This is a genomic window from Nocardioides sp. L-11A (assembly GCA_029961745.1).
Lineage (GTDB): Bacteria > Actinomycetota > Actinomycetes > Propionibacteriales > Nocardioidaceae > Nocardioides.
This window is the reverse complement of sequence record CP124680.1, coordinates 2142665-2163723: the sequence shown is the minus strand read 5'-3', so window position 1 is coordinate 2163723 and position 21059 is coordinate 2142665. Positions and strand designations below refer to the sequence as shown.

The 21059-nt window shown below is 73.1% G+C and carries 21 protein-coding genes; 8 read left to right on the top strand and 13 right to left on the bottom strand.

What is annotated here, in order from left to right; genetic code table 11:
- Positions 1 to 24: 24 nt before the first annotated feature.
- Entirely contained in the window at positions 25 to 1275 is a 1251-nt protein-coding gene (locus QJ852_10300; protein ID WGX98820.1) for a multidrug effflux MFS transporter, read from the bottom strand.
- Between the two features lie 35 nt (positions 1276 to 1310).
- On the opposite strand from QJ852_10300, the gene glgB reads away from it, so the two are divergent.
- The gene (gene glgB / locus QJ852_10295; protein WGX98819.1) at positions 1311 to 3257 is read left to right on the top strand and encodes a 1,4-alpha-glucan branching protein GlgB; all 1947 of its coding nucleotides are present in this window, start codon (positions 1311 to 1313) and stop codon (positions 3255 to 3257) included.
- A gap of 4 nt (positions 3258 to 3261) precedes the next feature.
- Complete coding sequence (locus QJ852_10290; protein WGX98818.1) at positions 3262 to 4056, top strand: NUDIX hydrolase; 795 nt, start codon at positions 3262 to 3264, stop codon at positions 4054 to 4056.
- On the opposite strand, the gene QJ852_10285 is transcribed toward QJ852_10290, so the two are convergent.
- Positions 3980 to 4963 carry an EamA family transporter gene (locus QJ852_10285; protein ID WGX98817.1) on the bottom strand — a complete coding sequence of 328 codons (984 nt, stop codon included), beginning with the start codon at positions 4961 to 4963 and terminating at the stop codon, positions 3980 to 3982. The genes QJ852_10290 and QJ852_10285 overlap by 77 nt on opposite strands.
- 73 nt (positions 4964 to 5036) lie before the next feature.
- On the opposite strand from QJ852_10285, the gene QJ852_10280 reads away from it, so the two are divergent.
- The gene (locus tag QJ852_10280; GenBank protein WGX98816.1) at positions 5037 to 5927 is read left to right on the top strand and encodes a LysR family transcriptional regulator; all 891 of its coding nucleotides are present in this window, start codon (positions 5037 to 5039) and stop codon (positions 5925 to 5927) included.
- 24 nt (positions 5928 to 5951) lie between these two features.
- On the opposite strand, the gene QJ852_10275 is transcribed toward QJ852_10280, so the two are convergent.
- The 3 genes from QJ852_10275 to QJ852_10265 all read right to left on the bottom strand — a co-directional run bounded on the left by QJ852_10275 (position 5952) and on the right by QJ852_10265 (position 8867).
- Complete coding sequence (locus tag QJ852_10275) at positions 5952 to 6710, bottom strand: EI24 domain-containing protein (GenBank protein WGX98815.1); 759 nt, start codon at positions 6708 to 6710, stop codon at positions 5952 to 5954.
- Between the two features lie 369 nt (positions 6711 to 7079).
- A complete protein-coding gene (locus tag QJ852_10270; GenBank protein WGX98814.1) occupies positions 7080 to 8033 on the bottom strand; it encodes a tetratricopeptide repeat protein in 954 nt (317 codons plus the stop codon).
- 66 nt (positions 8034 to 8099) lie between these two features.
- Positions 8100 to 8867: an IclR family transcriptional regulator gene (locus QJ852_10265; protein ID WGX98813.1), complete on the bottom strand. Its 768-nt coding sequence runs from the start codon at positions 8865 to 8867 to the stop codon at positions 8100 to 8102.
- Between the two features lie 85 nt (positions 8868 to 8952).
- On the opposite strand from QJ852_10265, the gene QJ852_10260 reads away from it, so the two are divergent.
- Genes QJ852_10260 through QJ852_10245 form a run of 4 tightly spaced genes read left to right on the top strand, consistent with a single transcriptional unit; the run spans position 8953 to position 12747 of the window.
- Positions 8953 to 10101 carry a cupin domain-containing protein gene (locus tag QJ852_10260; protein ID WGX98812.1) on the top strand — a complete coding sequence of 383 codons (1149 nt, stop codon included), beginning with the start codon at positions 8953 to 8955 and terminating at the stop codon, positions 10099 to 10101.
- A complete protein-coding gene (locus tag QJ852_10255) occupies positions 10098 to 10946 on the top strand; it encodes a fumarylacetoacetate hydrolase family protein (GenBank protein ID WGX98811.1) in 849 nt (282 codons plus the stop codon). Before QJ852_10260 ends, QJ852_10255 begins: the two co-directional genes overlap by 4 nt.
- Complete coding sequence (locus QJ852_10250; GenBank protein ID WGX98810.1) at positions 10943 to 11593, top strand: maleylpyruvate isomerase family mycothiol-dependent enzyme; 651 nt, start codon at positions 10943 to 10945, stop codon at positions 11591 to 11593. Before QJ852_10255 ends, QJ852_10250 begins: the two co-directional genes overlap by 4 nt.
- A 50-nt stretch (positions 11594 to 11643) precedes the next feature.
- Positions 11644 to 12747, top strand: coding sequence for an AraC family transcriptional regulator (locus QJ852_10245; GenBank protein ID WGX98809.1), 1104 nt, complete (start codon positions 11644 to 11646; stop codon positions 12745 to 12747).
- On the opposite strand, the gene QJ852_10240 is transcribed toward QJ852_10245, so the two are convergent.
- The 7 genes from QJ852_10240 to QJ852_10210 form a co-directional block, all read right to left on the bottom strand.
- Complete coding sequence (locus tag QJ852_10240) at positions 12719 to 14173, bottom strand: aldehyde dehydrogenase family protein (GenBank protein WGX98808.1); 1455 nt, start codon at positions 14171 to 14173, stop codon at positions 12719 to 12721. The two genes, QJ852_10245 and QJ852_10240, sit on opposite strands and share 29 nt — an antisense overlap.
- Positions 14170 to 14754 (bottom strand): NADPH-dependent FMN reductase, encoded by a 585-nt coding sequence (locus tag QJ852_10235; protein ID WGX98807.1) that lies wholly within the window; start codon positions 14752 to 14754, stop codon positions 14170 to 14172. Before QJ852_10235 ends, QJ852_10240 begins: the two co-directional genes overlap by 4 nt.
- Positions 14751 to 15302, bottom strand: coding sequence for a flavin reductase family protein (locus QJ852_10230; protein ID WGX98806.1), 552 nt, complete (start codon positions 15300 to 15302; stop codon positions 14751 to 14753). The genes QJ852_10235 and QJ852_10230 overlap by 4 nt, the downstream gene beginning before the upstream one ends.
- Before the next feature lie 2 nt (positions 15303 to 15304).
- The gene (locus QJ852_10225; protein ID WGX98805.1) at positions 15305 to 16447 is read right to left on the bottom strand and encodes an LLM class flavin-dependent oxidoreductase; all 1143 of its coding nucleotides are present in this window, start codon (positions 16445 to 16447) and stop codon (positions 15305 to 15307) included.
- Between the two features lie 150 nt (positions 16448 to 16597).
- A complete protein-coding gene (locus QJ852_10220; protein ID WGX98804.1) occupies positions 16598 to 17155 on the bottom strand; it encodes a PH domain-containing protein in 558 nt (185 codons plus the stop codon).
- An 11-nt stretch (positions 17156 to 17166) separates the two neighbouring features.
- Positions 17167 to 17337 carry a hypothetical protein gene (locus QJ852_10215; protein WGX98803.1) on the bottom strand — a complete coding sequence of 57 codons (171 nt, stop codon included), beginning with the start codon at positions 17335 to 17337 and terminating at the stop codon, positions 17167 to 17169.
- A gap of 122 nt (positions 17338 to 17459) precedes the next feature.
- A complete protein-coding gene (locus tag QJ852_10210; protein ID WGX98802.1) occupies positions 17460 to 18938 on the bottom strand; it encodes a M1 family metallopeptidase in 1479 nt (492 codons plus the stop codon).
- Between the two features lie 179 nt (positions 18939 to 19117).
- Here QJ852_10210 and QJ852_10205 point away from each other — a divergent pair, with 179 nt between their 5' ends.
- Positions 19118 to 19969 carry an RIO1 family regulatory kinase/ATPase gene (locus QJ852_10205; protein WGX98801.1) on the top strand — a complete coding sequence of 284 codons (852 nt, stop codon included), beginning with the start codon at positions 19118 to 19120 and terminating at the stop codon, positions 19967 to 19969.
- 33 nt (positions 19970 to 20002) lie between these two features.
- On the opposite strand, the gene QJ852_10200 is transcribed toward QJ852_10205, so the two are convergent.
- Positions 20003 to 21049 (bottom strand): maleylacetate reductase, encoded by a 1047-nt coding sequence (locus QJ852_10200; GenBank protein WGX98800.1) that lies wholly within the window; start codon positions 21047 to 21049, stop codon positions 20003 to 20005.
- Positions 21050 to 21059: the final 10 nt, after the last annotated feature.

The window sequence follows — 21059 nt, the reverse complement described above, 5'->3', positions numbered from 1 at the left end:
CGACCGGCGATTCCTGCGCACCGGCTACAGCAGCTCCACCGGCTCCCGGTCACCGACTCCCGGCACCGCGCAGTCACGGTCCTCGACGGCGCAGTGCCAGGCCCAACAGAGCTGGCCGGCGCCGACCCCGACCAGCGCCGCGACGGCGAACCCGAGCGCCGAGCCCCCGATGACGGGGACGACGGCGACGGCCGTGATCGCGTTGAGCACGAGGGTGATGAAGGTGGCCATCGAGACGACCGCGCCGCGACGGGCGGGGAAGCGGTCGAGCAGCATCAGCTGGAGGGTCGGGTAGGTGATCCCGTTGCCGAGGGAGATGAGCGAGACCCCGACGACGGCCCACGGCATCCGGTCGCCGAGCGGCGTGGCGGCGACGACCACCGCGACGACCCCGCCCGCGAACGAGGTCGTGCACCCCCAGGAGACCAGGCGGCGTGCGGAGATCCGGCCGGCGGCGCGGCCGCACAGCCAGGAGCCGACCATCATCGCGCCGATCATCGGGACGAACAGCTTCCAGAAGTCGAGCTCGCCCTGCCCGAGCACGTCGACGACGAAGACCGCCGCACCGCCGATGTAGAGGAACTGGGCGCCGAAGATGAGGGCGGTCGCCCAGCCGAGCCGGTGGAAGGCGCCCTCGCGCGCGACCTGGACGAGGCCGCCGAGGACCGCGCCCACCCGCAGCGGAACCCGCCGCTCCCGCGGATGGGTCTCGGGCAGCAGGAAGACGACGGCCAGGACCAGCAGGACGCCGAGTCCGGACTGGAAGGCGAAGATCAACGGCCACGGGCCGAGCTGGAGCAGAGCACCGCCGAGGATCGGGCCGATCGCGGGCGCGAGGCCGAAGATGATCGCGACCCGGCTCATCAGCCGCTGCGCCTGGGGGCCGTCGAACAGGTCGCGGATCACGGTCCGGCTCACGATGGTGGCGCCGCCGGCACTCAGGCCCTGCAGCGCCCGGAACGCGAGGAGCACCGGCAGGCTCTCGGACAGCGCGCAGCCCAGCGAGGCGAGGACGTAGACCGCGATCCCGGCGACCATCACGGGCCGCCGCCCGAGCGCGTCGGACAGCGGGCCGTGGAACACGCTCATCAGCGCGAACGAGCCGAGGTACACGGTGACGATCAGCTGGAGCGCCTCGGTGCCGGCGCCCAGCTCCCGGCCCATCTCCGGGAACGCAGGGAACGGCGTGTCGATGCTGAACGGCCCGATCATCGACAGCGCCGCCAGGACCGCGGGGACGAGGACGGCGTAGCGCCAGCCGATGCGTTCACTCACCCGCGCATCATTGCCTACCCACTAGACTCGGGGAGATGCCGCCCGTCGAGCGCAGCACGTCCGGGACCACCCTCGGGGAGGTCGACCTCCACCTCGTGGCCGAGGGTCGGCACGAGCTCCTGTGGCACGTCCTCGGTGCCCACGTCCACGACCCGGGCCCGGCGGGCGACGAGCCCGGGACCAGCTTCGTCGTCTGGGCCCCCCACGCCCGCAAGGTCAGCCTCGTCGGCGACTTCAACGGCTGGGACGGCAACGCCCACCGGATGGCGGCCGTCGGCTCCGGCCTGTGGGAGATCTTCGTGCCCGGGGTCGGGTCGGGCGCGTCCTACAAGTACGTCGTCGAGGGCGCCGACGGGATCTGGCGCCACAAGGCCGACCCGATGGCCTTCCACGCCGAGGTGCCGCCCGCGACCGCGTCTCGCGTGTTCGCCAGCGGCCACATCTGGCAGGACGACGCCTGGCTCGCCGCCCGCGCGGACCGGCAGCCGGTGAGCGAGCCGATGGCGACCTACGAGCTGCACCTCGGCTCGTGGAAGCGCCACCCCGACGGCTCGTTCTGGTCCTACGACGAGCTGGCCGCCGACCTCCCCGCCTATCTCGCCGACCTCGGGTTCACCCACGTCGAGCTGATGCCGGTCATGCAGCACCCGTTCGGCGGGTCCTGGGGCTACCACGTCACCGGCTACTTCGCCCCCGACGCGCGCTTCGGTGACCCCGACGGCTTCCGCCGGCTGGTCGACGCCCTCCACGGTGCCGGCATCGCGGTGATCCTCGACTGGGTGCCCGGCCACTTCGCCACCGACGAGTGGGCCCTGGTGCGCTTCGACGGCACCCCGCTCTACGAGCATCCCGACCCGCAGCGCGGCTGGCACCCCGAGTGGGGATCGCACATCTTCGACTTCGGCCGCCCCGAGGTCCGCAACTTCCTGGTCGCCAACGCGCTGTACTGGCTCGAGGAGTTCCACGTCGACGGCCTGCGCGTCGACGGGGTCGCCTCGATGCTCTACCTCGACTACGGCCGCAAGGACGGCGAGTGGACCCCCAACCGGTACGGCGGCCACGAGCACCTCGAGGCCGTCCAGTTCCTGCAGGAGCTGAACGCCACCGCCTACAAGCGGGTGCCCGGCATCGTGACCATCGCCGAGGAGTCCACCGCCTGGCCGGGCGTGACGGGTGCGACGTCCGGCGGCGGGCTCGGCTTCGGGTTCAAGTGGAACATGGGCTGGATGCACGACAGCCTGCGCTATCTCGCGCACGACCCCGTCCACCGCGCGTACCACCACGGCGAGATGGCCTTCTCGCTCGTCTACGCGTTCTCCGAGAACTACGTGCTCCCCCTCAGCCACGACGAGGTGGTGCACGGCAAGGGCTCGCTGGTGCGCAAGATGCCCGGCGACCGCTGGCAGCAGCTCGCCACCCTGCGCGCCTATCTCGCCTACATGTGGGCCCATCCCGGCAAGCAGCTGGTGATGATGGGCACCGAGCTGGCCCAGGAGACGGAGTGGGCCGAGGCCCGCGAGCTCGACTGGTGGCTGCTGCAGAAGCCCGACCACGCCGGGGTCCGCGACTTCGTGCGCGACCTCAACGCCCGCTACCGCGAGGAGCCCGCCCTGTGGCGCCTCGACAACGACCCGGCCGGCTTCGCCTGGATCGACGCGCAGGACGCCGGTCACAACGTCTTCTCCTTCCTCCGTCGCGCCGGCGACCCCGCCGGCGCCGGTACGCCCGATCTCGTGTGCGTCACCAACTTCGCGGCGGTCCCCCACGACTACCGGCTCGGGCTGCCGATCGCCGGCGCATGGGTCGAGCTGCTCAACACCGACGCCGCGACGTACGGCGGCAGCGGGGTCGGGAACCTCGGCGTCGTCCACGCCCGAGCCGCGGGTCCCCTGGAGTCCGGAGCCCCCGGAGGCAGTCCCGCGTACGCCGACCTCGTCGTCCCCCCTCTGGCCACCCTCTGGTTGCGCTCACCCGTAGGGTGACCCCGTGCCCGCGACCGAGCCCGAGATCAGCCACTGGACGGTCGACGACGGCATCGCCCGGCTGACCTGGACCTCCGATCTCACCGAGCGCGGCTGGCAGGCCGCCGTCGACGTGGTGCGTCGTCAGGTGGCCGCCGCCCTCACCGACCACGAGCGGGTCGAGGTCAAGGTCGCGATCGACGACTCCGAGGCGCAGCGGATCGCGACCTGGTCCGGGCTGCGGCGCGAGGGTGTGCAGCGCGGACGGGCCGGCGACGTGGTGGTCTACGCCCGCCTGGTCGACGACACCCCGGTGCACGAGCCCGGAGGCTTCCGGGCACTGCTCAACTCGTTCCTGCCGCGCAAGCGCGGGATCGGCCAGATGCTGATCCGCGACGCCGAGGTGGGCGGCGCGGCGGGCTCCGAGCCGCGGGTGCTCATGTGCAACCTGACCTACAAGACCGACTGGGACCTGCCCGGCGGCGTGGTCGAGGTCGGCGAGTCCCCGCGGGTCGCGGTGTCCCGCGAGGTCGAGGAGGAGCTCGACCTCGCCATCGAGGCGGGTCCCCTCCTGCTCACCGACTGGCTGCCGCCCTGGGGCGGCTGGGACGACGCGCTGTGCCTGGTCTTCGACGGGGGCGTGCACCCCGCGTCGATCGTGCAGCGGGTCGTGCCGCAGGCCCGGGAGATCAAGACCGCCGACTTCCTGACCCTGGCCGAGATCGACGACCGGGCAGCCGACTTCACCGCCTGGCGGGTGCGGGCCGCTCTGGCGAGCCTGGCCGGGACGGGCCCGGCGTACACCGAGTCGGGTCGCTGAGGATCGACGGTTCAACGACCGGATTCGTCGTCGCTCGGCCCGATTCACGACGATTCCGGTAGTTGCGTGACGACACAGCCACCCCGAGCACCAGGACCGCGCCGCCGACCAGCTCGCCGGCTGACGGCACCTCGTCGAGCAGCGCCCAGGCCGAGCCGATGGCGACCGGCGGGACCAGCAGGATCCACGGGACGACCGCGGCGGACGGGTTGCGCGACAGCAGCCCGTTGAAGATCCCGTAGCCGACCAGCGAGGCCAGGCCCGCGGTGTAGAGCGTCGAGATGGCGGCCCGCCACCCGAAGGCGGCCAGGCCGTCCGCGACCGCGGCCGGGCCGTCGACCACGAGCGAGAGCAGCACCAACGGCACGGGGACGACGAGCGCGGACCACACCGTGAGCGAGAGTCCACCGGTCGCGCCCGAGGCCCGGGAGACGACATTGCCGATCGCCCACATCAGCGCGGCCGTCAGACACAGCGCCAGTGCGAGCGCCGGGACGTGCCCACCGCGGCCGAGCCCGACGATCACCAGCCCGACGACGCCGAGCACCACGCCGAGGATCTGGGGACGCGTGGGCCGCTCGCGCAGCGCCGCGGCGGCCAGCAGGATCGTCAGCCCCACCTGGGCCTGCAGTACCAGGCCGGCCAGCCCGGGCGGCATCCCCGCGTCCATCGCGACGTACAGGAAGGCGAACTGACCCAGCGACATGAACAGCCCGACCGCCGCCACCGTGCGCCAGGGCACCGGCGGCGGGTCGAGCAGGAAGACCGCCGGGAGCACGACCGCGAGGAAGCGCGCGGCGAGGAACAGCAGCGGGGGCACCTCCCCCATGCCCCAGTCGATGACGACGAAGTTGAAGCCCCAGATCACGGCCACGAGGGCGGCGAGGGACTGGTCGCGGCGGCTCACGTCGTCCAGCATCGCGGCCACAACGTTGAAGCACCAGCGAATAGAAATGCTCTGAATGATGTAACGTCGCTGCATGATCGACCTCGACGCGCTCGCCGGGCTCCGCGCCGTCGCCACCCACGGCTCCGTGGTCGGCGCCGCGACCGCGACGGGCTACACCCCGAGTGCGATCTCCCAGCAGGTCAAGCGGCTCGAGCGGCAGACCGGGGTCCCTCTGTTGGAGCGGGTCGGCCGGGGCGTGATGCTCACCAGCCACGGCCGGCACCTCGTCGACGCCGGCGAGCAGGTGCTCGCCGATCTGGAGCAGCTCGAGGCCTCGCTCCAGCAGCGCGCCGGCGTGGTCGCCGGGCGGATCCGCCTGGCCGCGTTCTCGACCGCGATGCGCGGCCTGGTCGCCCCGATCGCGCGCAGCCTGCGCGACACCCATCCCGACCTCGTCCTCACCCTGCGCGAGGCGGAGCCCTGGGACGTCGTCGAACTGGTCGCCAGCGGCCAGGTCGAGCTCGGGATCGTGCACCGCTGGGGCGGAGTCCCCCTCGCCGTGCCCGACCACGTCGCGGCCACTCCCCTGCCCGGCGACGTCGCCGACCTGATCGTCCACCGCGACGACCAGCTGGCCCGCCGCGACCGGGTCACGCCGCACGACCTGCTCGACGTCGGCTGGATCGCCACCCCCGAGAGCACGATCTGCCGCCAGTGGCTCTCCCGGATGTACGACGGCACCGGCCGTCCGCCCCGGATCGCGCACGTCTCGGCGGAGTTCGAGTCCCACCTGGCCCTGGTCCGGGCCGGACTCGGCGTCGCGCTGATCCCCCGCATGGGACGCGCGGCGCTCGGCGACGACCTGGTCGCCGTACCGGTGGCGGACCCGGAGCCGGTCCGCCTCATCGACGCCCTGCACCGCCGGACGATGACCGACTCGCCGGCCGTGCAGGCGGTCTTGGACGCGTTCGCCCGGATCTGAGCCACGCACCTACCGAATTTGTCCTCAGAGCGGCCGGTTCTCGACAATTTCGGTAGGTGAACCGCCTTCCAGGGCGGCTCGGGCGAGGTACGTCGCGCCCGCGACGGCCGCGGGCATCACCAGGATGCCGCCCAGCGGCACCAGGAAGCAGGCCTGGACGCACACACCGAACCCGAGCATCGCCCCGCGGTGGCGTCGCATCAGCGCGGCCCGGGCGGCCCGGTCCATGCCTCGGGCTTCGAGCGGACGGGAGACGAGCTCGCCGGCGAGCAGTCGCCCGGCGACCACCAGCCCGAGGACCGCACCGACGACGGAGCCGACGACGGGCAGCAGCCCGACCACGAAGACCCCCACGGCGGTGAGCACGCCGAGCACCACAAGCACCAGGCCGTCGACCGCGCCGCGAACCCAGCCGACGCCGTGGTCCGGGACGTCGCCGCCGAGCGAGAGCTCGACCTCCTTCCAGATCTTCTCGTAGAAGGGGTCGCCGACGGCGAGGGTGAGGCCGGTGAAGGTGACGATGGCGAGCAGCGAGGCGCCGGCGAGCACCAGCAGGTAGAGCGCGCCGCGGAACAGACCGCGCACCGCGTCATCCCAGTCGTCGGCGAACGGTGTCGCCCAGCCGACCAGGTCGTCGGCGACGAAGATCAGGGTGATCAGCAGCGCGAGGACGACGACCCCGACGACCAGCGCCGGCAGGATGCCCAGCAGCATCAGCCGCGGCCGCTCCCGCCACAGGCGCAGGCCACGGAGCAGGAACCCGGCACCCCGCCCGAACCCCATCTCAGCCCTCGGCCGGCTCACGCCGGCCGAGGGCGTAGCGCACGGCCGCGCAGCGGCACGGCGCGCTGCCCGCGGGCCGAGCGGAGCGAGGTCCGTGCGGCAAGCGGCGTCTGCGACACGCTCGGCCCATCGAGACCGACCAGCCGGCAGCGTGGCGCACGGCCGCGCAGCGGCACGGCGCGCTGCCCGCGGGCCGAGCGGAGCGAGGTCCGTGCGGCAAGCGGCGTCTGCGACACGCTCGGCCCATCGAGACCGACCAGCCGGCAGCGTGGCGCACGGCCGCGCAGCGGCACGGCGCGCTGCCCGCGGGCCGAGCGGAGCGAGGTCCGTGCGGCAAGCGGCGTCTGCGACACGCTCGGCCCATCGAGATCAGAACAACGCGGAGGCGAGGGCCTGGCGGCCCTTGAGCACCCGCGGATCGTCGTTGCCGACCGCGCCGAACAGGCCGACCAGGTGCTCGCGGGCCTTGTCGCGGTCCTTGCCGGAGGTCCGCCGGACCAGCTCGACGAGCCGGGCGAAGGCGTCCTCGACGTGGCCGCCGAGCATGTCGAGGTCGGCGACCAGGGTCTGCGCGTCGACGTCGTCGGGGTTGGCGGCGGCCGCCGCGCGGGCGGCGTTGAGGTCGGCGCCCTGGGTGCGCTGCAGCACCTTGGCCATGGCGAGCCCGGCGGCGGCCTCGTGGTCGGCCGGGTTCGCGTCGGCGAGCTTCTGGTACTCCGCGACCGCGGTGTCGATGTCGCCGGCGGCGAGCGCGTCCTGCGCCGGGACGTAGCGCGGGTCGATCTCCGGCTCCTCGCCCTCGGCCGTCTCGGTCGCGGCGCCGCCGAAGGCGTTGGGCTGGTGACGGCCGGTGATGCCCTGCGAGGTGAGCTGCTGGGCGAGCTGGTTGAACAGGGCGCGGATGTCGTCGATCGGCGCGGCGCCGGGGATCGGCTGGGTCGCCGGGCGGCCGTCGAGCAGCACCAGCATCAGGGGGACCTGGGGGATCTGCATCGCCTGGGCGATCTGAGGCACGGCGTCCACGTCGATCGTCGCGGCGAGGAAGCGGCCGTCGTACTCGCCGGCGACCGTCGCGACGTCGAGCGCGAGCTGCGCGCTCTCGGGCGACTGCGACGGGGAGGCGAAGACCAGCACGACCGGCGCGGTCATCGACGCCTCGAGCACGGACTGGAAGTTGGCCTCGTCCACCGCGACGGCGTATGCCGACGTCGAGCCGCCGCCACCGCCGGCGGGAGCACCGGGGGCGCCGCCCGCGGGCGGCGGGGTCCGCTTGAGGGCCGACAGGTCGATCGCGCCGGGACGGGAGAACGGCTGCTGCGTCATGGGCGCAATCCTACGAAAGCGGCCCACCCCGTCCCACGCGGAGGGGACCTCGGGCCGGATCCCGGCTCAGCGGTAGCCGAGGTCCGCGGCGCAGCCGCGGGCGGCGTCCCGCAGCACCTGGACGATCCGCGGCAGGGCGTCGCGGGCGTAGCGCACGCTCGGCATGGAGACGCACACGCCGGCGACGGCCTCGCCGTCCGCCGTGCGCAGCGGTACGCCGACCGCGATGATGCCGCGCTCGGAGCGCCCTCGGTTGACGGCGAACCCCGCCCGCCGGATCCGGGCCAGCTCGGCGCCGAGCCGGGCCAGGTCGGGGCGGTCCTCGGGGTCCTCCTCCGCGAAGACCGACGCCAGTTGGTCCGGCGGGAGCTCGGCGAGCAGCAGCAGGCCGGCCGAGGTGCGGTGAACGGGGAAGACCACGCCCTCCCGTGAACCGACGCGGAGGGCACGCTCGCACTCGACGCTCGCGATGCAGCGCGAGGTGGCACCGGCGCGGATGAACAGGTTGGCCGACTCGTCGAGGTCCCGGACCACCTGGCGCAGGTGCGGAACCGCGGCCTCGCGCATCCGCGCGGTGAGGGAGCGCGAGTGCTCGGGAAGCCGCAGGACCGGCCCGACCCGGTAGGTGCGGGTCTCGTCCTGGATGGCGAAGTCCCGGTAGACCAGCATCGCCAGCAGCCGGTGCGCGGTGGATCGGGCCACCCCCAGCCGGGCCGCGACCTGGGTGACGGTGACCTCGCCCTCCATCTGGAGCATCACCGCGATCCGCAGCGCGTGGTCGACGCTGGAGACGGGATAGGGCGGCGGGGTCCGCATCTCGGGGTCCGACGACACGGGCATCTCCTCAGGTGGGCGCGCACCTGTTCTGGACAACAGAACATCGGTGCCAGACATTCGGCGATAGAGAACTCTTGCACACATGAGTGCGACCCATGCCCCCACTCCCGTCCGGCTCACCGCCGTCGACGGCCCCGATCAGCCGGCCGTGACGCCCGCGCTGGAGGCCCTGTACCGGGGCTTCGAGCAGGAGCTCCTGGTACCGCTGTGGACGGAGATCGGCGACCTCATGCCCGCCCACCCCCGATCCCGCGCGGTCCCTCACCTGTGGCGTTGGGAGGCCCTCCGGGCGCTGGCCGCGCAGGCGGGCGAGATCGTCCCGGTCGGCCGGGGCGGCGAGCGCCGGGCGATCGCGCTGGCCAACCCGTCCCTGGGCGGGCGCCCGTTCGCGACGCCCACGCTGTGGGCGGCGATCCAGTACCTCATGCCTGGAGAGGACGCCCCCGAGCACCGCCACACCCAGCACGCCTTCCGGTTCGTCGTCGAGGGCGAGGGCGTGTGGACCGTCGTGGGCGGCGACCCCGTTCCCATGCGCCGCGGCGACTTCCTCCCCCAGGCCGGCTGGAACTGGCACGCCCACCACAACGCCACCGCCGAGCCGATGGCCTGGATCGACGGTCTCGACATCCCGCTGCAGTACGCCACCGAGGCCCAGTTCTTCGAGTTCGGCCGCGACGCGATCTCGGACGCGGAGCGGACCACGCCGGACCGGTCGCGCTCCGAGCGGCTGTGGGCCCACCCGGGCCTGCGTCCCCTCGGATCCGCCCCGGTGACGCCCGGCTCGCCGCTGCTGGCCTACAAGTGGGCGTTCACCGACCGGGCGCTGGCCGACCAGCTCGCCGTCGAGGCCGAGGGGTACGGCGGCACCGTCGAGCCCGGGCACGCCGCTGTCCGGTTCACCAACCCCGCCACTGGTGCCGACGTCCTACCCACCATCCGCGCCGAGATGCACCGCGTCGTCCGCGGCGCGGAGACCGCCCCCGTCCGGGAGACCGGATCCTCGGTCTACCAGGTCTTCGACGGCTCCGGCACCGTCACCGTCGGCGACCGCGCCTGGTCGGTGACCCGGGGCGACCTGTTCGTGGTCCCGTCGTGGCAGCCCTTCTCCGCCCGCTCCGAGGCCGGCGCCACCGACTCCGACACCTCCGGCGGTGCCCTGGACCTCTTCCGCTTCTCCGACGCGCCCGTGTTCGAGGCGCTCCGGCTCGACCGACAGGAAGTCACCCGATGACCAAGCTCGCCACCATCCGCACCCCCCAGGGCACCCGGGCCGTCCGCCTCGAGCGCCGCGACGGACAGGAGGTCCTGGTCGACCTCGGGTACGACGACCTCGGGGCCTACCTGGCCGCCGGCGCGCCCCCCGCCGACGCCGCCGATGCCACCGGCACCGCGACCTACGACGTCGAGGGCGCCGACTTCGCCCCCGTCGTGCCCGCCCCCTCCAAGGTCGTCTGCGTGGGGCACAACTACACCAACCACATCAAGGAGATGGGCCGCGAGCTGCCCGCCTATCCGACCCTCTTCCCCAAGTTCGCCGACACCCTCGTCGGCGCGCACGACGACATCGTCAAGCCCGCCGAGACCGATGCCCTCGACTGGGAGGTCGAGCTCGTCATCGTGATCGGCCGGCAGGTCCGCCGTGCCACCGAGGCCGAGGCCGAGGCGGCGATCGCCGGCTTCACCGTCATGAACGACATCTCGGTGCGCGACTGGCAGTTCCGCACCATCGAGTGGACCCAGGGCAAGATCTGGGACTCCTCCACTCCCGTCGGGCCCTGGGTGGTGACCCCCGACGAGCTCCCCGGCGGCGTCCGCCCGGCTCTCACGGTGACGACCACCGTCGACGGCCGGGTGATGCAGCAGGACGACACCGCCACGCTGCTCTTCGACCCGGTCCACCTCGTCCGGTACATCTCCACCATCACCCGCCTCAACCCCGGCGACCTCATCGCCACGGGCACCCCGGCGGGCGTCGGCCACGCCCGCGACCCGCAGGTCTACCTGGTCGGTGGCGAGACCGTCACCACCCGGATCGACCACCTCGGCGCCTGCACGAACCGGATCGTCAAGGAATGACCGTGCCACCCGCGGACGCCCTGCGCTGGATGCGCCAAGGGCAGCGGATCTTCGACGCGACGGCCGCACGCCTCGACGCCACGGCCTGCGCCGCGCCCAGCCTGCTGCCCGACTGGACCCGCGGCCACGTGCTGGCCCACGTCGCCGCCAACGCCGACGCCCTGCTCAACCTGGCCCGCTGGGCGAGCACCGGCACCGAGACGCCGATGTACGCCTCCCCCGAGGAGCGGGCCGCGGGCATCGCGCAGGGCGGCCTCCTGCCGGCCGCGCGGCTGGCGGACTGGCAGGCCCGCTCCGCGGGCGTCCTGGACACGACGCTGGCCGGGCTCACCGACGAGCAGTGGCGCCACGAGGTGCGCACCGCCCAGGGCCGGACGGTGCCGGCCACCGAGATCCCCTGGCTGCGCGCCCGTGAGGTCATGGTGCACGCCGTCGACCTCGACCTCGGGACCGCCTTCACCGACCTGCCGGCGGACTTCCTGGCGGCGCTGGACGCGGAGGTCAGTGCCCGGCGCGGCCCGGACCTGCCCCCCGTGACCGGCCCGCTCGCCGACCGGGTCGCCTGGCTGACCGGCCGCCCACACCGGCGGGACCGACTGAGCCGACCGGACGGCACGCCGGCCCCCGACCTGGGGCCGTGGCTGTGACACTGCCTGGTGTGCATCCCGCACCAGGCACGGGCTGAGAGGAGATCCGGGTGACGCACCAGATCGTGGAGCCGCACGCCCCCGCACCCGACCACGAGCCGCTCCACCAGTACGGGAGGCTGCGGACCAGCGACCCGGACGAGGCGCAGCACGTCGTCGCCGACGTGTTCGAGCCGCATGTGCTCAGCCTGGACCGCTCGACCACGCTCCAGGCCCGGATGAACGCCGTGCAGAGCGGCGAGCTCACCATCGGTTACCTCACCTACGGGCTGGCGGCCGGCATCGATCTCCCGCCTAACGACAGTTGGTACCACATCAACGTCACCCTGCGCGGCGACAGCACGGTCACCCGCTCGGACGGCGCCACCACCGCCACGACCGGCCGGCGAAGCGCGGCGGTGCTCCTCCCCCACCACCGGCAGGCCATCGCGTGGAACGCCGACACCGAGCAGCTCGCCGTACGCATCCCCCGCGAGGCGCTGGAGTCCCAGGTCGCCACGCTGCTCCAGCGTCCCGTCCAGGGACCGCTGGAGCTCGGGCTGTACGTCGACCTCACCACGCCGGCCGGGCGCGGACTGCTGCGGGCACTGGACTTCGTCGTCTCCGAGTGGGATGCCGACGGCCTGATGGCCCACAACGCCCTGGCCCGCCGCCAGCTGGAGTCGCTGGTGCTCAGCAGCCTCGTCCTGGCCGCGACCGGGCCGCACCAGGCGGTGCTGGAGGACGACTCCCCGGCCCGGCCCGACCTGGTCCGGGTGGTGTGCGACTACATCGATGCCCGAGCGGCGGAGCTCCCGACACTGGCCGACCTGGTCGCCGTGGCGGGCGTCGGCGCTCGCACCCTGCAGAGCCAGTTCCGCGCCGCGCTGGGCTGCACGCCGATCCAGTACCTGCGTCAGGAGCGGCTGCGCCGCGTACGGGCCGAGCTCGACGCGCCCCCTTCGGGGACCACGACGGTGACCGAGGTGGCGACCCGGTGGGGCTTCTACCACCTCGGCCGGTTCTCCTCGACCTATCGCGCGACGTTCGGGGAGCTGCCCTCCCAGACCCTGGAACGCGGCCTGCGCGGGCACGGGTGCGGGCGGCCGGTCGACGCCGACCGGCCGCCCCACGACGCCGACCTCCTCAGCCGAGCACCTGCACCAGGTGCTTGACCTCCTGGAACTCCTCCACCGCACGGTGCCCGTTGAGCCGGCCCAGGCCGCTCTGCTTGACCCCGCCCTCCTCGAACTGGTCGAGCACGACCGCCCAGGCGTTCAGCCACACGGTGCCCGCCTCCAGCGCGTCGGCCATCCGCAGACCGCGCTGGCCGTCGGCGGTCCAGACCGACGCCGCCAGGCCGTACTCGGTCGCATTGGCCCGCGCCGTCGCGTCGGCCTCGTCGTCGAACACCTCGAAGGTGGCCACCGGCCCGAACAGCTCGCGCTGGACGAGGGGCGAGGCGAGGTCCGCGACCTCCAGCAGCGCCGGCCGGTAGTAGGCGCCCGCGGCGAGCGCCTGCTCGTCCGGCACCCCGCCGGGCACCAGCACCGTGGCGTCGCCGAGATGTCCCTCGACGAGGGCCACCAGCCGGTCCCGGGAGTCCCGGTCGATCATCGGGCCCATCTGGGACTCCGGGGCGTCGCCGGGGCCGACCCGGACCGCCGACAGCGCCTCCACCAGCCGGGACCGCACCTCGTCGGCGACCCCGCGCTGCACCAGCACCCGGCTCCCGGTCATGCAGAACTGACCGCTGAAGGTGGTGATGCCGGCGACGATGGTGCCGACGGCCCGGTCGAGGTCGGCGTCGTCGAAGACGATCATCGGCGTCTTGCCGCCGAGCTCGAGCGAGACTCGCTTGAGGCGTGGTGCGGCCGCCGCCATGATCTGGCGGCCGACCGCGGTGCTGCCGGTGTAGCTGATCGCGTCCACGTCCGGGGAGTCGACGAGGTGCTTCGCGATGTCACTGCCCGACTCGGTCAGGACGTTGAGGACCCCGGGCGGCAGCGAGGGGCAGGCGGCCAGGATCTCGGCCAGGCGGGCGTTGACGAGGGCCGTCTGCGCCGCCATCTTCACCACGACGGTGCAGCCCGCGGCCAGTGCGGGGGCGAACGAGCGCACCGCGAGCACCACCGGGGAGTTCCAGGGCACGATCACCCCGGCCACGCCGACCGGGACGGGCACCAGCGTCGACAGCACCCCGGCCTTCGCCTGGTCGCCCCGGCCGCTGCCGGTGAGTGCCATCGCCGCGTAGTACCGCAGCTTCGACGGCGTCAGGCTCAGCTCGAAGTGCGCCTCCGGCAGGATCTTGCCGTTCTCCCTGGCCAGCGCCATCGCCAGCTCGTCGGTGGCGGCCTCGATCGCGTCGGCCATCTCGTTGAGGACCTTCGCCCGCAGCTGGCGGTCCCGTGCCCAGGCGGTGGTCGCGAACGCGCGGCGGGCGGCGGCGACCGCCTGCTCGCCCAGCGGCAGCTGGGCGTCGTCGTACTCCCCGAGGACGGAGCCGTCCGCCGGTGAGTGGGAGGTGGCCGTGACGCCGGAGGTGAGCCACTGCCCGTCGATCAGATGGGCAGCAGGGGTGTGCGCGAGGGTGATGCTCATGTCGTGGGTTCCTTTCGGGGATCGGGGTGCGGGGGACGGTCGACTCGCGGCGCTCGCCGGGCCGCCAGGGGGGCCGGCCCGAGCCGGATCCCCTCCGGGAGGACGGCGAGCGAGACGACCTGGTCGACCAGGGCGCCGAGGTCCGCACGGACCTCGGCATCCAGCTCCGGGCCGGCGAGCAGCCGGTCGCGGAGGAACAGCGGATGAGGTGCGGTCAGCGCGCCGAACCAGGCCAGGACGTCGCGCAGGTGACGCTCCGCGCCCAGCGCGTGCTCGGGGGCGGCCGCCACCGTGAGGATCGCGACCGGCCGCGACCCGAAGGCCTCGACCGGGAGCTGGTCGAGGAGCTGCTTGAGCGTCGCCGGGAAGGAGGCGCGGAAGACCGGGCTCGCCACCAGCACGCCCGAGGCCGCCGCGACCTGCTCGGCGGCGTCCTCGGGCCAGGCGGTGGGGGTCAGCGGGCTGAGCCGGACGGCCCGCCACCCGGGCCGGCCGGCCGCGTGCGCCTCGGCCACGTCGAGCGCCCGGGCCAGCTTCCCCGGCGGCGTGGGGCTCCCGTACACGGTGAGCAGGGTCCTCACGACGCACCTCCGGCGGGGAGGAAGTCGCCGCGGAAGTAGAGCAGTGGCGCCGCGGCCGGGCCGGCCTCGAGGCTGCTGACCGCGGCGATCGCGAGCAGGTGGTCGCCCGCGTCGACCTCCCGCACCAGGGCGCACTCGATCCACGCGAGCAGCCCGTCGGGCCGCGGCAGTCCGGTCGCCGACGGCCGCCAGGCCACGTCGCGCAGCTTGTCCCGGCCGCTGCGGGCCAGGGCCCGGGCGAGCGCGTCCTGGCCGGCAGCGAGCACGCCGATCCCGAAGCGGCCGTGCTGCCGGATCCGGGGCCAGGTCGTCGAGGTCCGCTGGACGCTCAGCAGCACCTCGGGCGGGTCGAGGGAGAGCGCGCTGAACGCCTGGCAGGTGAAGCCGACCGGTTCGTCGCCGTGGAGCGAGGTGACCACCGTCAGGCCGGTGCAGAACCGGCCGAGCACATCCTTGTACGTCGCCGGGTCCGGCGCGCCGGCCGCTGCCGGCGCGCCCGGGCCGGAGCGGAGGTCGTGCTCCGGCCCGGCCCCCAGTACGCCGGCCACGCTCACTCCCGCAGCCCCGCCTCGCGCATCAGCGGCAGCACGGCCTCACCGAAGTAGGGCAGCTCCTCGACGTAGTCCAGGAAGCCGACCATCATGCCGCCGATGCCCGCCTGCTCCAGCTCGAGCAGCTGCTCGACGATCTGCTCCGGTGTGCCGATGAGGGGGTAGCCGCCGTACCCGAGGATGAAGCGCTCCTGCAGCGCCTTGACCTTGTCGAAGGATCCGCTCTCCGAGCCCAGGCCGGCGGAGACCATCTCCGCGACGGCCCAGTCGCCCTTCTCCAGGATGTGGTCGAGGAGCTGCTTGGTCTCCTTCTCCGTGTCGCGGCAGATGATGTTGCCGTAGCCGAGGATGCCGAGGTCGCGGCCCTGGGCCTGAGCGATCCCGCGCACCTGCGCGGCCGTCGTGCGCGCCTCGTCGACGTCGGCGAAGGCGATGAAGTTGAAGTCGCACTCCCGGGCGCAGAACTCCAGGCCGGCCGGCGAATTGCCGGCGTTGACCAGCACCGGCCACGGCTCCTGGATCGGCTTGGGGTCGGACATCGCGTCCTTGATCTCGAAGAACTCGCCGGAGAAGTCGACACGGTCCTGGGTCCACATCCGCTTGGCGATCTCGATCCACTCCGAGCCGAAGCGGTAGCGGGCGTCGTGCTCGCGCTGGGTGCCGCCGAACATCTCCATCTCGGCCTTGTACCAGCCCATGGTCATGTTCAGCCCGAAGCGGCCACCGGAGATGTGGTCCACCGTGACCGACTCCTTGGCCGCGACGATCGGATGCTTCGTCGGCACGTGCGTGGTCGAGAAGACCATGATCTGCTCGGTCGCCTGCGCGATGCCGGCCGCCCAGGTGTGGGTCTCGTAGTTCTCACCGTTGAAGTTCGTGTCGCCGCCCATGCCGCGGTAGCGCGCCACCGGGAGCATCGCCTCGAAGCCCAGGCCGTCGGCGATCTGGGCGATCCGCTGCGTGTGCTCCCAGGTCAGCTCGTAGCTGCTCTCGGCATGGGTGGCCATCAGGCCGTGGCTGCAGTTCGCGCCGAAGATGCCGAGCTTCATCTTGTTCCGGTTGTACATCGCCACGCCGCTGGCTCGTCGGGCCTCGACCAGCTCCTCGTAGGAGAGATCGGGGCGAACGGTGGTGACGGTCATTGCTCCTCCTCGTCTGACGGCGCCGGCCCGGTGGCCTATGACAGCCATCACATTCACTGGGTCGCGCCACAGTAGGAGCGGCCCGGCGGGCCGGACTATCCGTCAAGACGCGCGGCGGATAGCCACTTTGCGCAGCCGGAGGGACCGTGGTCAGTTCGGGACGCGGGGGCCACGCAGGCCGGAGCGCTGGACGACCCGCTGGATGGCGAGGTCGCGCTCGTCGGGGCGCCCGACATACCGGATGTCGCGCAGGCCCTGCTCCTGGGCGGCGGACTCGAAGCAGAAGTGGCCGAAGCCGAGGAGCCGGCCGTGCAGCGGCTTCTTGACCGAGATGTCGAGGATCCGGCTCAGCGGCATGGTCGCGAGGCTCTGGGACAGCACGCCGTGCACCCGGAAGACCCGCATGTTCGTGATGACGAACCGGTCGCGGAGGACACCGAGGGCGACCCAGCCGGCCCGGGTCAGGAGGATCGCGGCGACGATGATCAGGAACCAGGCGATCTGGACCGAGACGAACCAGCTGGCGACGAGCAGCACCGTCGCGAGCGTGGACAGCAGGGCGGGCCGGACGTAGGCGAACCAGTGGTGGGTCACCTCGTCGACGACGACCTCGCCCTCGTCGCGCAGCAGGTGCTTGCCGATCTTCGGGTCGCCGAGCCGGGCCACGAAGCCGGGAGCGGCTCGGGGGGCCGCGGGCAGGGAGGGCATGGCGGCGCGGGTCAGTCCATCGCGCCGACGAAGTCGATGACCCCGTCGAAGGCCTTCGTCGCGAGGTCCCAGCCGTTGCTCGCGGCCGATTTCGAGGTGTCCGCGAGGCCGGAGGGGTCGGTGAACATCCAGAACCCGAGGAACACGATCACCACGAGCGCGATCAGCTTCTTGGCGTCCATGTGCGGGCGTCTCCATCCATGTGCGGGCATGCCCCCGAGGGCACAGATCCCCACATTCGTACCAAAGGCACCACGGGTCACACGGGAGGCGCGCCCGAGGTGCCTGCCGGCACGGGAAGCACTCAGGGGCAGACCGCGGTGGCGAGGCCGTTGGCGGCCGTCGGCTCCGGCGCCCGGCCGCCGCGCAGCCACGCGTCGAAGAAGCCGTCCAGGTCGCTCTGCCCCGACACCGTCCTCGCCAGCGCCTGGAACTGCTCCACGGTCGCGTTGCCGTCGTGGTGCTCGGCGACCCAGCGTCGCAGCAGCGCGTCGAAGTCGGCAGGGCCGATCCGGTTGCGCAGCGCGGCGACCACCATCGCGCCCCGGTCGTAGACCGGCTCGGCGAAGATCTGCGCCGGCCCGGGGTTCGACAGGTCGAGGCGCCAGAACTCCGACGTCGGGGTGCGGCAGGAGCGGGCCCACATCCGGTCGAGGTAGGTCTCCACGCTCACCCCGCCGTGCGCGGCGGCGTACTCCGCCTCCATGTAGGTCGCGAAGCCCTCGTTGAGCCAGATGTCGCGCCAGCGCTGCACGGCGACACTGTCGCCGAACCACTGGTGGGCCATTTCGTGGACGACGACGCCCGGATAGATCCAGCGCCCGTACGTCGGCCGCGACTGGTTCTCGAGGGCGAAGCCGACGTCGAGGCCGGTCACCAGGCCGCCGGTGGTGGCGAACGGGTAGGGACCGAGCCGGGTCTGCAGCCAGTCGGTGATGGCGGCGGTGCGGGCGAGAGTGCGGCGGACCTGCCGACGCTCCGCGCCCGGGATGCCCTTCGAGACCGCGTTGTAGAACGGGATGCCGGCGGCCGTGGTGCCCCGGTCGATCACGTAGGGCCCGGCGGCGAAGAACGCGAGGTAGGTCGCCATCGGGTCGGTCATCCGCCAGCGGGTGGTGGCCAGGCCGCCCTTGACCTTGCGGCCGGCGCGCACGCCGTTGCTGACGACCTGCTTGCCCTTCGGGGCCGTGACCCGGATGTCGAAGGTCGCCTTGTCACTGGGGTGGTCGTTGGACGGGAACCACCACGGCGCCATGTGCGGCTGGTTCATGGCGACGACCTCGCTGCCGTTCGCCAGCCAGTTGCGCTCACCGGCGTAGCCGTAGCGGGCCGGCCTCCCGGCGTATTTCACGACGACCTTGAACCGGGCGCCGGCCGCGATCGGCCGCTTCGGGGTGACCCGCAACTCGTGCTTGCCCGCCCGACGGAACTTCGCGGCGCGGTTGTCGACCCACACCGCGGTCGCCGGCAGCAGCAGGTCGAGGGAGAGGCTGCTCAGGTCGGCCGTCGCGGTCATGGTGATCGCGGTGCGGCCGGTGAGCCGGCCGCTCGCGAAGTCGTAGCCCACGGTGATCCGGTAGTGCTGGGCGTCGGTGCCGCCGTTGCCGTCCTGCGGCCAGTACGGGTCGGTGCCCTGTGCCGACCCGGGAGCGGGCTCCCCGACGCGCCCGGAGCGCTCCGGGCCGTCGGCGCGGGCGACCGGGAGCCCGGACATGGCGACGAGGGCGGGCAGGCCCATCAGCAGGACGAGGAGCAGGGCCAGCGGGGCGGGAGGTCGGCGCACCGGGTCAATGTACGCCGATGCGGGCGCCGATAAACCAGTTGCCGGGCCACCCGCGGATCGAGCAGGGTGTCCGGTGTCCGTCCGCGTGATCGCGCGGACCCGTCGAGAGGAGCGTGACATGTCGATCGCTGTCGCCGGCCTGCCCTCAGACCGCATCCTCTCGACCCCAAGGAACCACCGTGTCCCAGGAGAACCTCTCCCCCGACTCTGATCTCGACCCGCGCTTCGTCTTCGACTACGTCGCCTACGACGACCTCGAGGACGGCCAGCGCTGGTCCACCTGGCTCGACGTCGAGCCACTGTCCCGCGGCCCCGAGCCGCGCCCCGCCTGGGTCGTCACGTCCCAGGGCGCGATCGACACCGACCTCGGCATCCTCAAGACCGGCAAGGAGGCCGACGTCTTCCTGCTCGACCGGACCGATCCCCACGACCCGGCGCAGAGCGTCGTGATGGCCGCGAAGCGTTACCGCTCCCCCGAGCACCGCAGCTTCCACCGGTCGGCGGCCTACACCGAGGGACGCAGCATGAAGCGCTCCCGCGACGAGCGGGCGATCAAGCGCAAGAGCACCTTCGGCCGGGAGGTCGCCGCCGGCGAGTGGGCGGTCGCGGAATGGACGGCGCTCAACCGATGCTGGTCGCTCGGGCTGCCGGTGCCCTACCCCGTGCAGGTCGACGGGACGGAGATCCTGATGGAGTGGATCACCGTCGACGGCGACACGGCGCCCCGGCTGGCGCAGACACGGCCGGAGCCGGCCCTGCTCGCGTCGTACTTCGACCAGCTGCGTGCCGTCCTGCTCACGCTCGTCGAGGCCGGGCTGGTGCACGGCGACCTGTCCGCCTACAACATCCTGGCCACCGGCGAGCGACTCGTGGTCATCGACCTGCCGCAGCTGGTCGACCTGGCCGGCAACGCACAGGGCTTCGAGTTCCTCCTGCGCGACTGCACGAACGTGTGCGCGTGGTTCGCCCGCCGGGGCCTGGAGGTCGATCCACAGGAGCTGTTCGGCGAGCTGATGGCCCAAGCGTTCTGAGCCGTCGGGGCGAGTGCGGACGACGGGGAGCCGCTAGGAACCGCCCTGCCAGGCGGCCTCGAGGATCGCCTCGAGGTCGCCGCGGGTCGGCGTGCGCGGGTTGCGGTACGGCGCGGCGAGGACCTCGTCCACGACGCGGGCGAGGTCGGCGTGGTCCACCCCGAGGGCGCGGAGCCCGTCGGGGACGCCGACCTGCCGGGCGAGGGCGCGCAGGGCCGCGGCGACGTCGTCGGTCTCGAGCGTGCGGCGCAGCACGGCCTCCGCCTCGGGGGCGACCGCGAGGTTGTAGGCGGCGACATGGGGCAGCACGATCGCGTGGGTCTCGGCGTGGGGCAGGTCGAGCATGCCGCCGAGCGCGTGACACAGCTTGTGGTGCAGGCCCATCGTGGTCGCTCCGAGACAGGCGCCGCACAGCCAGGCACCCTCCAGCGCCCGGCTGCGCGCCTCGGCGTCGCTCCCGTCGGCGACGACCGACGGCAGCGCGGTCACCAGATCGCGGACCCCGCGCTCGGCCAGCGCGCTGACGACCGGGGTGCCGTCGGGGGCGTAGAGCGCCTCGACCGCGTGCGCGATCGCGTTCAGCCCGCTCGGCCCCGACACGGCGGCAGGCAGGTCGTGGGTCAGGTCGGGGTCGTAGACCACCGAGCGCGGCAGCACCACGGGATCGCGACCGGTGGTCTTCCGCCCGTCCTCGGTCAGCCCCCAGATCGGTGTCATCTCGGAGCCGGCATAGGTCGTGGGGACGACCACCGACGGGAGGCCCAGCCGCAGCGCGAGCGCCTTGGCCAGCCCGATCGTCGATCCGCCCCCGATCGCCAGACAGCCGTCCGCGCCGGTCGCGGCGACGACCGCCTCCGCCGCGACGACACTCGCCACGGGAACGTGCATCCGGGCACCGTCGAAGGTGCCGGCCGCACGCTCGCCCAGCAGCGCCGTCACCCGGGCGGCGAGTACCCCCTGCCGGGGCGTCGAGAGCACGAGCACCCGGCGCAGGCCGAGACGGTCGACCTCCTCGGCCACCCGTTCGACGGCGCCGGACCCGAAGACCACCCGCATCGGCTGGGCGTCATGGACGAACACGCCGCCAGTC

Excerpts from the sequence above, each read along its gene's own strand:
- glgB (WGX98819.1), top strand. The coding sequence starts at position 1,311 with ATGCCGCCCGTCGAGCGCAGCACGTCCGGGACCACCCTCGGGGAGGTC.
- QJ852_10280 (WGX98816.1), top strand. The coding sequence starts at position 5,037 with ATGATCGACCTCGACGCGCTCGCCGGGCTCCGCGCCGTCGCCACCCAC.
- QJ852_10275 (WGX98815.1), bottom strand. The coding sequence starts at position 6,710 with ATGGGGTTCGGGCGGGGTGCCGGGTTCCTGCTCCGTGGCCTGCGCCTG.
- QJ852_10270 (WGX98814.1), bottom strand. The coding sequence starts at position 8,033 with ATGACGCAGCAGCCGTTCTCCCGTCCCGGCGCGATCGACCTGTCGGCC.
- QJ852_10260 (WGX98812.1), top strand. The coding sequence starts at position 8,953 with ATGAGTGCGACCCATGCCCCCACTCCCGTCCGGCTCACCGCCGTCGAC.
- QJ852_10255 (WGX98811.1), top strand. The coding sequence starts at position 10,098 with ATGACCAAGCTCGCCACCATCCGCACCCCCCAGGGCACCCGGGCCGTC.
- QJ852_10250 (WGX98810.1), top strand. The coding sequence starts at position 10,943 with ATGACCGTGCCACCCGCGGACGCCCTGCGCTGGATGCGCCAAGGGCAG.
- QJ852_10240 (WGX98808.1), bottom strand. The coding sequence starts at position 14,173 with ATGAGCATCACCCTCGCGCACACCCCTGCTGCCCATCTGATCGACGGG.
- QJ852_10225 (WGX98805.1), bottom strand. The coding sequence starts at position 16,447 with ATGACCGTCACCACCGTTCGCCCCGATCTCTCCTACGAGGAGCTGGTC.
- QJ852_10220 (WGX98804.1), bottom strand. The coding sequence starts at position 17,155 with ATGCCCTCCCTGCCCGCGGCCCCCCGAGCCGCTCCCGGCTTCGTGGCC.
- QJ852_10215 (WGX98803.1), bottom strand. The coding sequence starts at position 17,337 with ATGGACGCCAAGAAGCTGATCGCGCTCGTGGTGATCGTGTTCCTCGGG.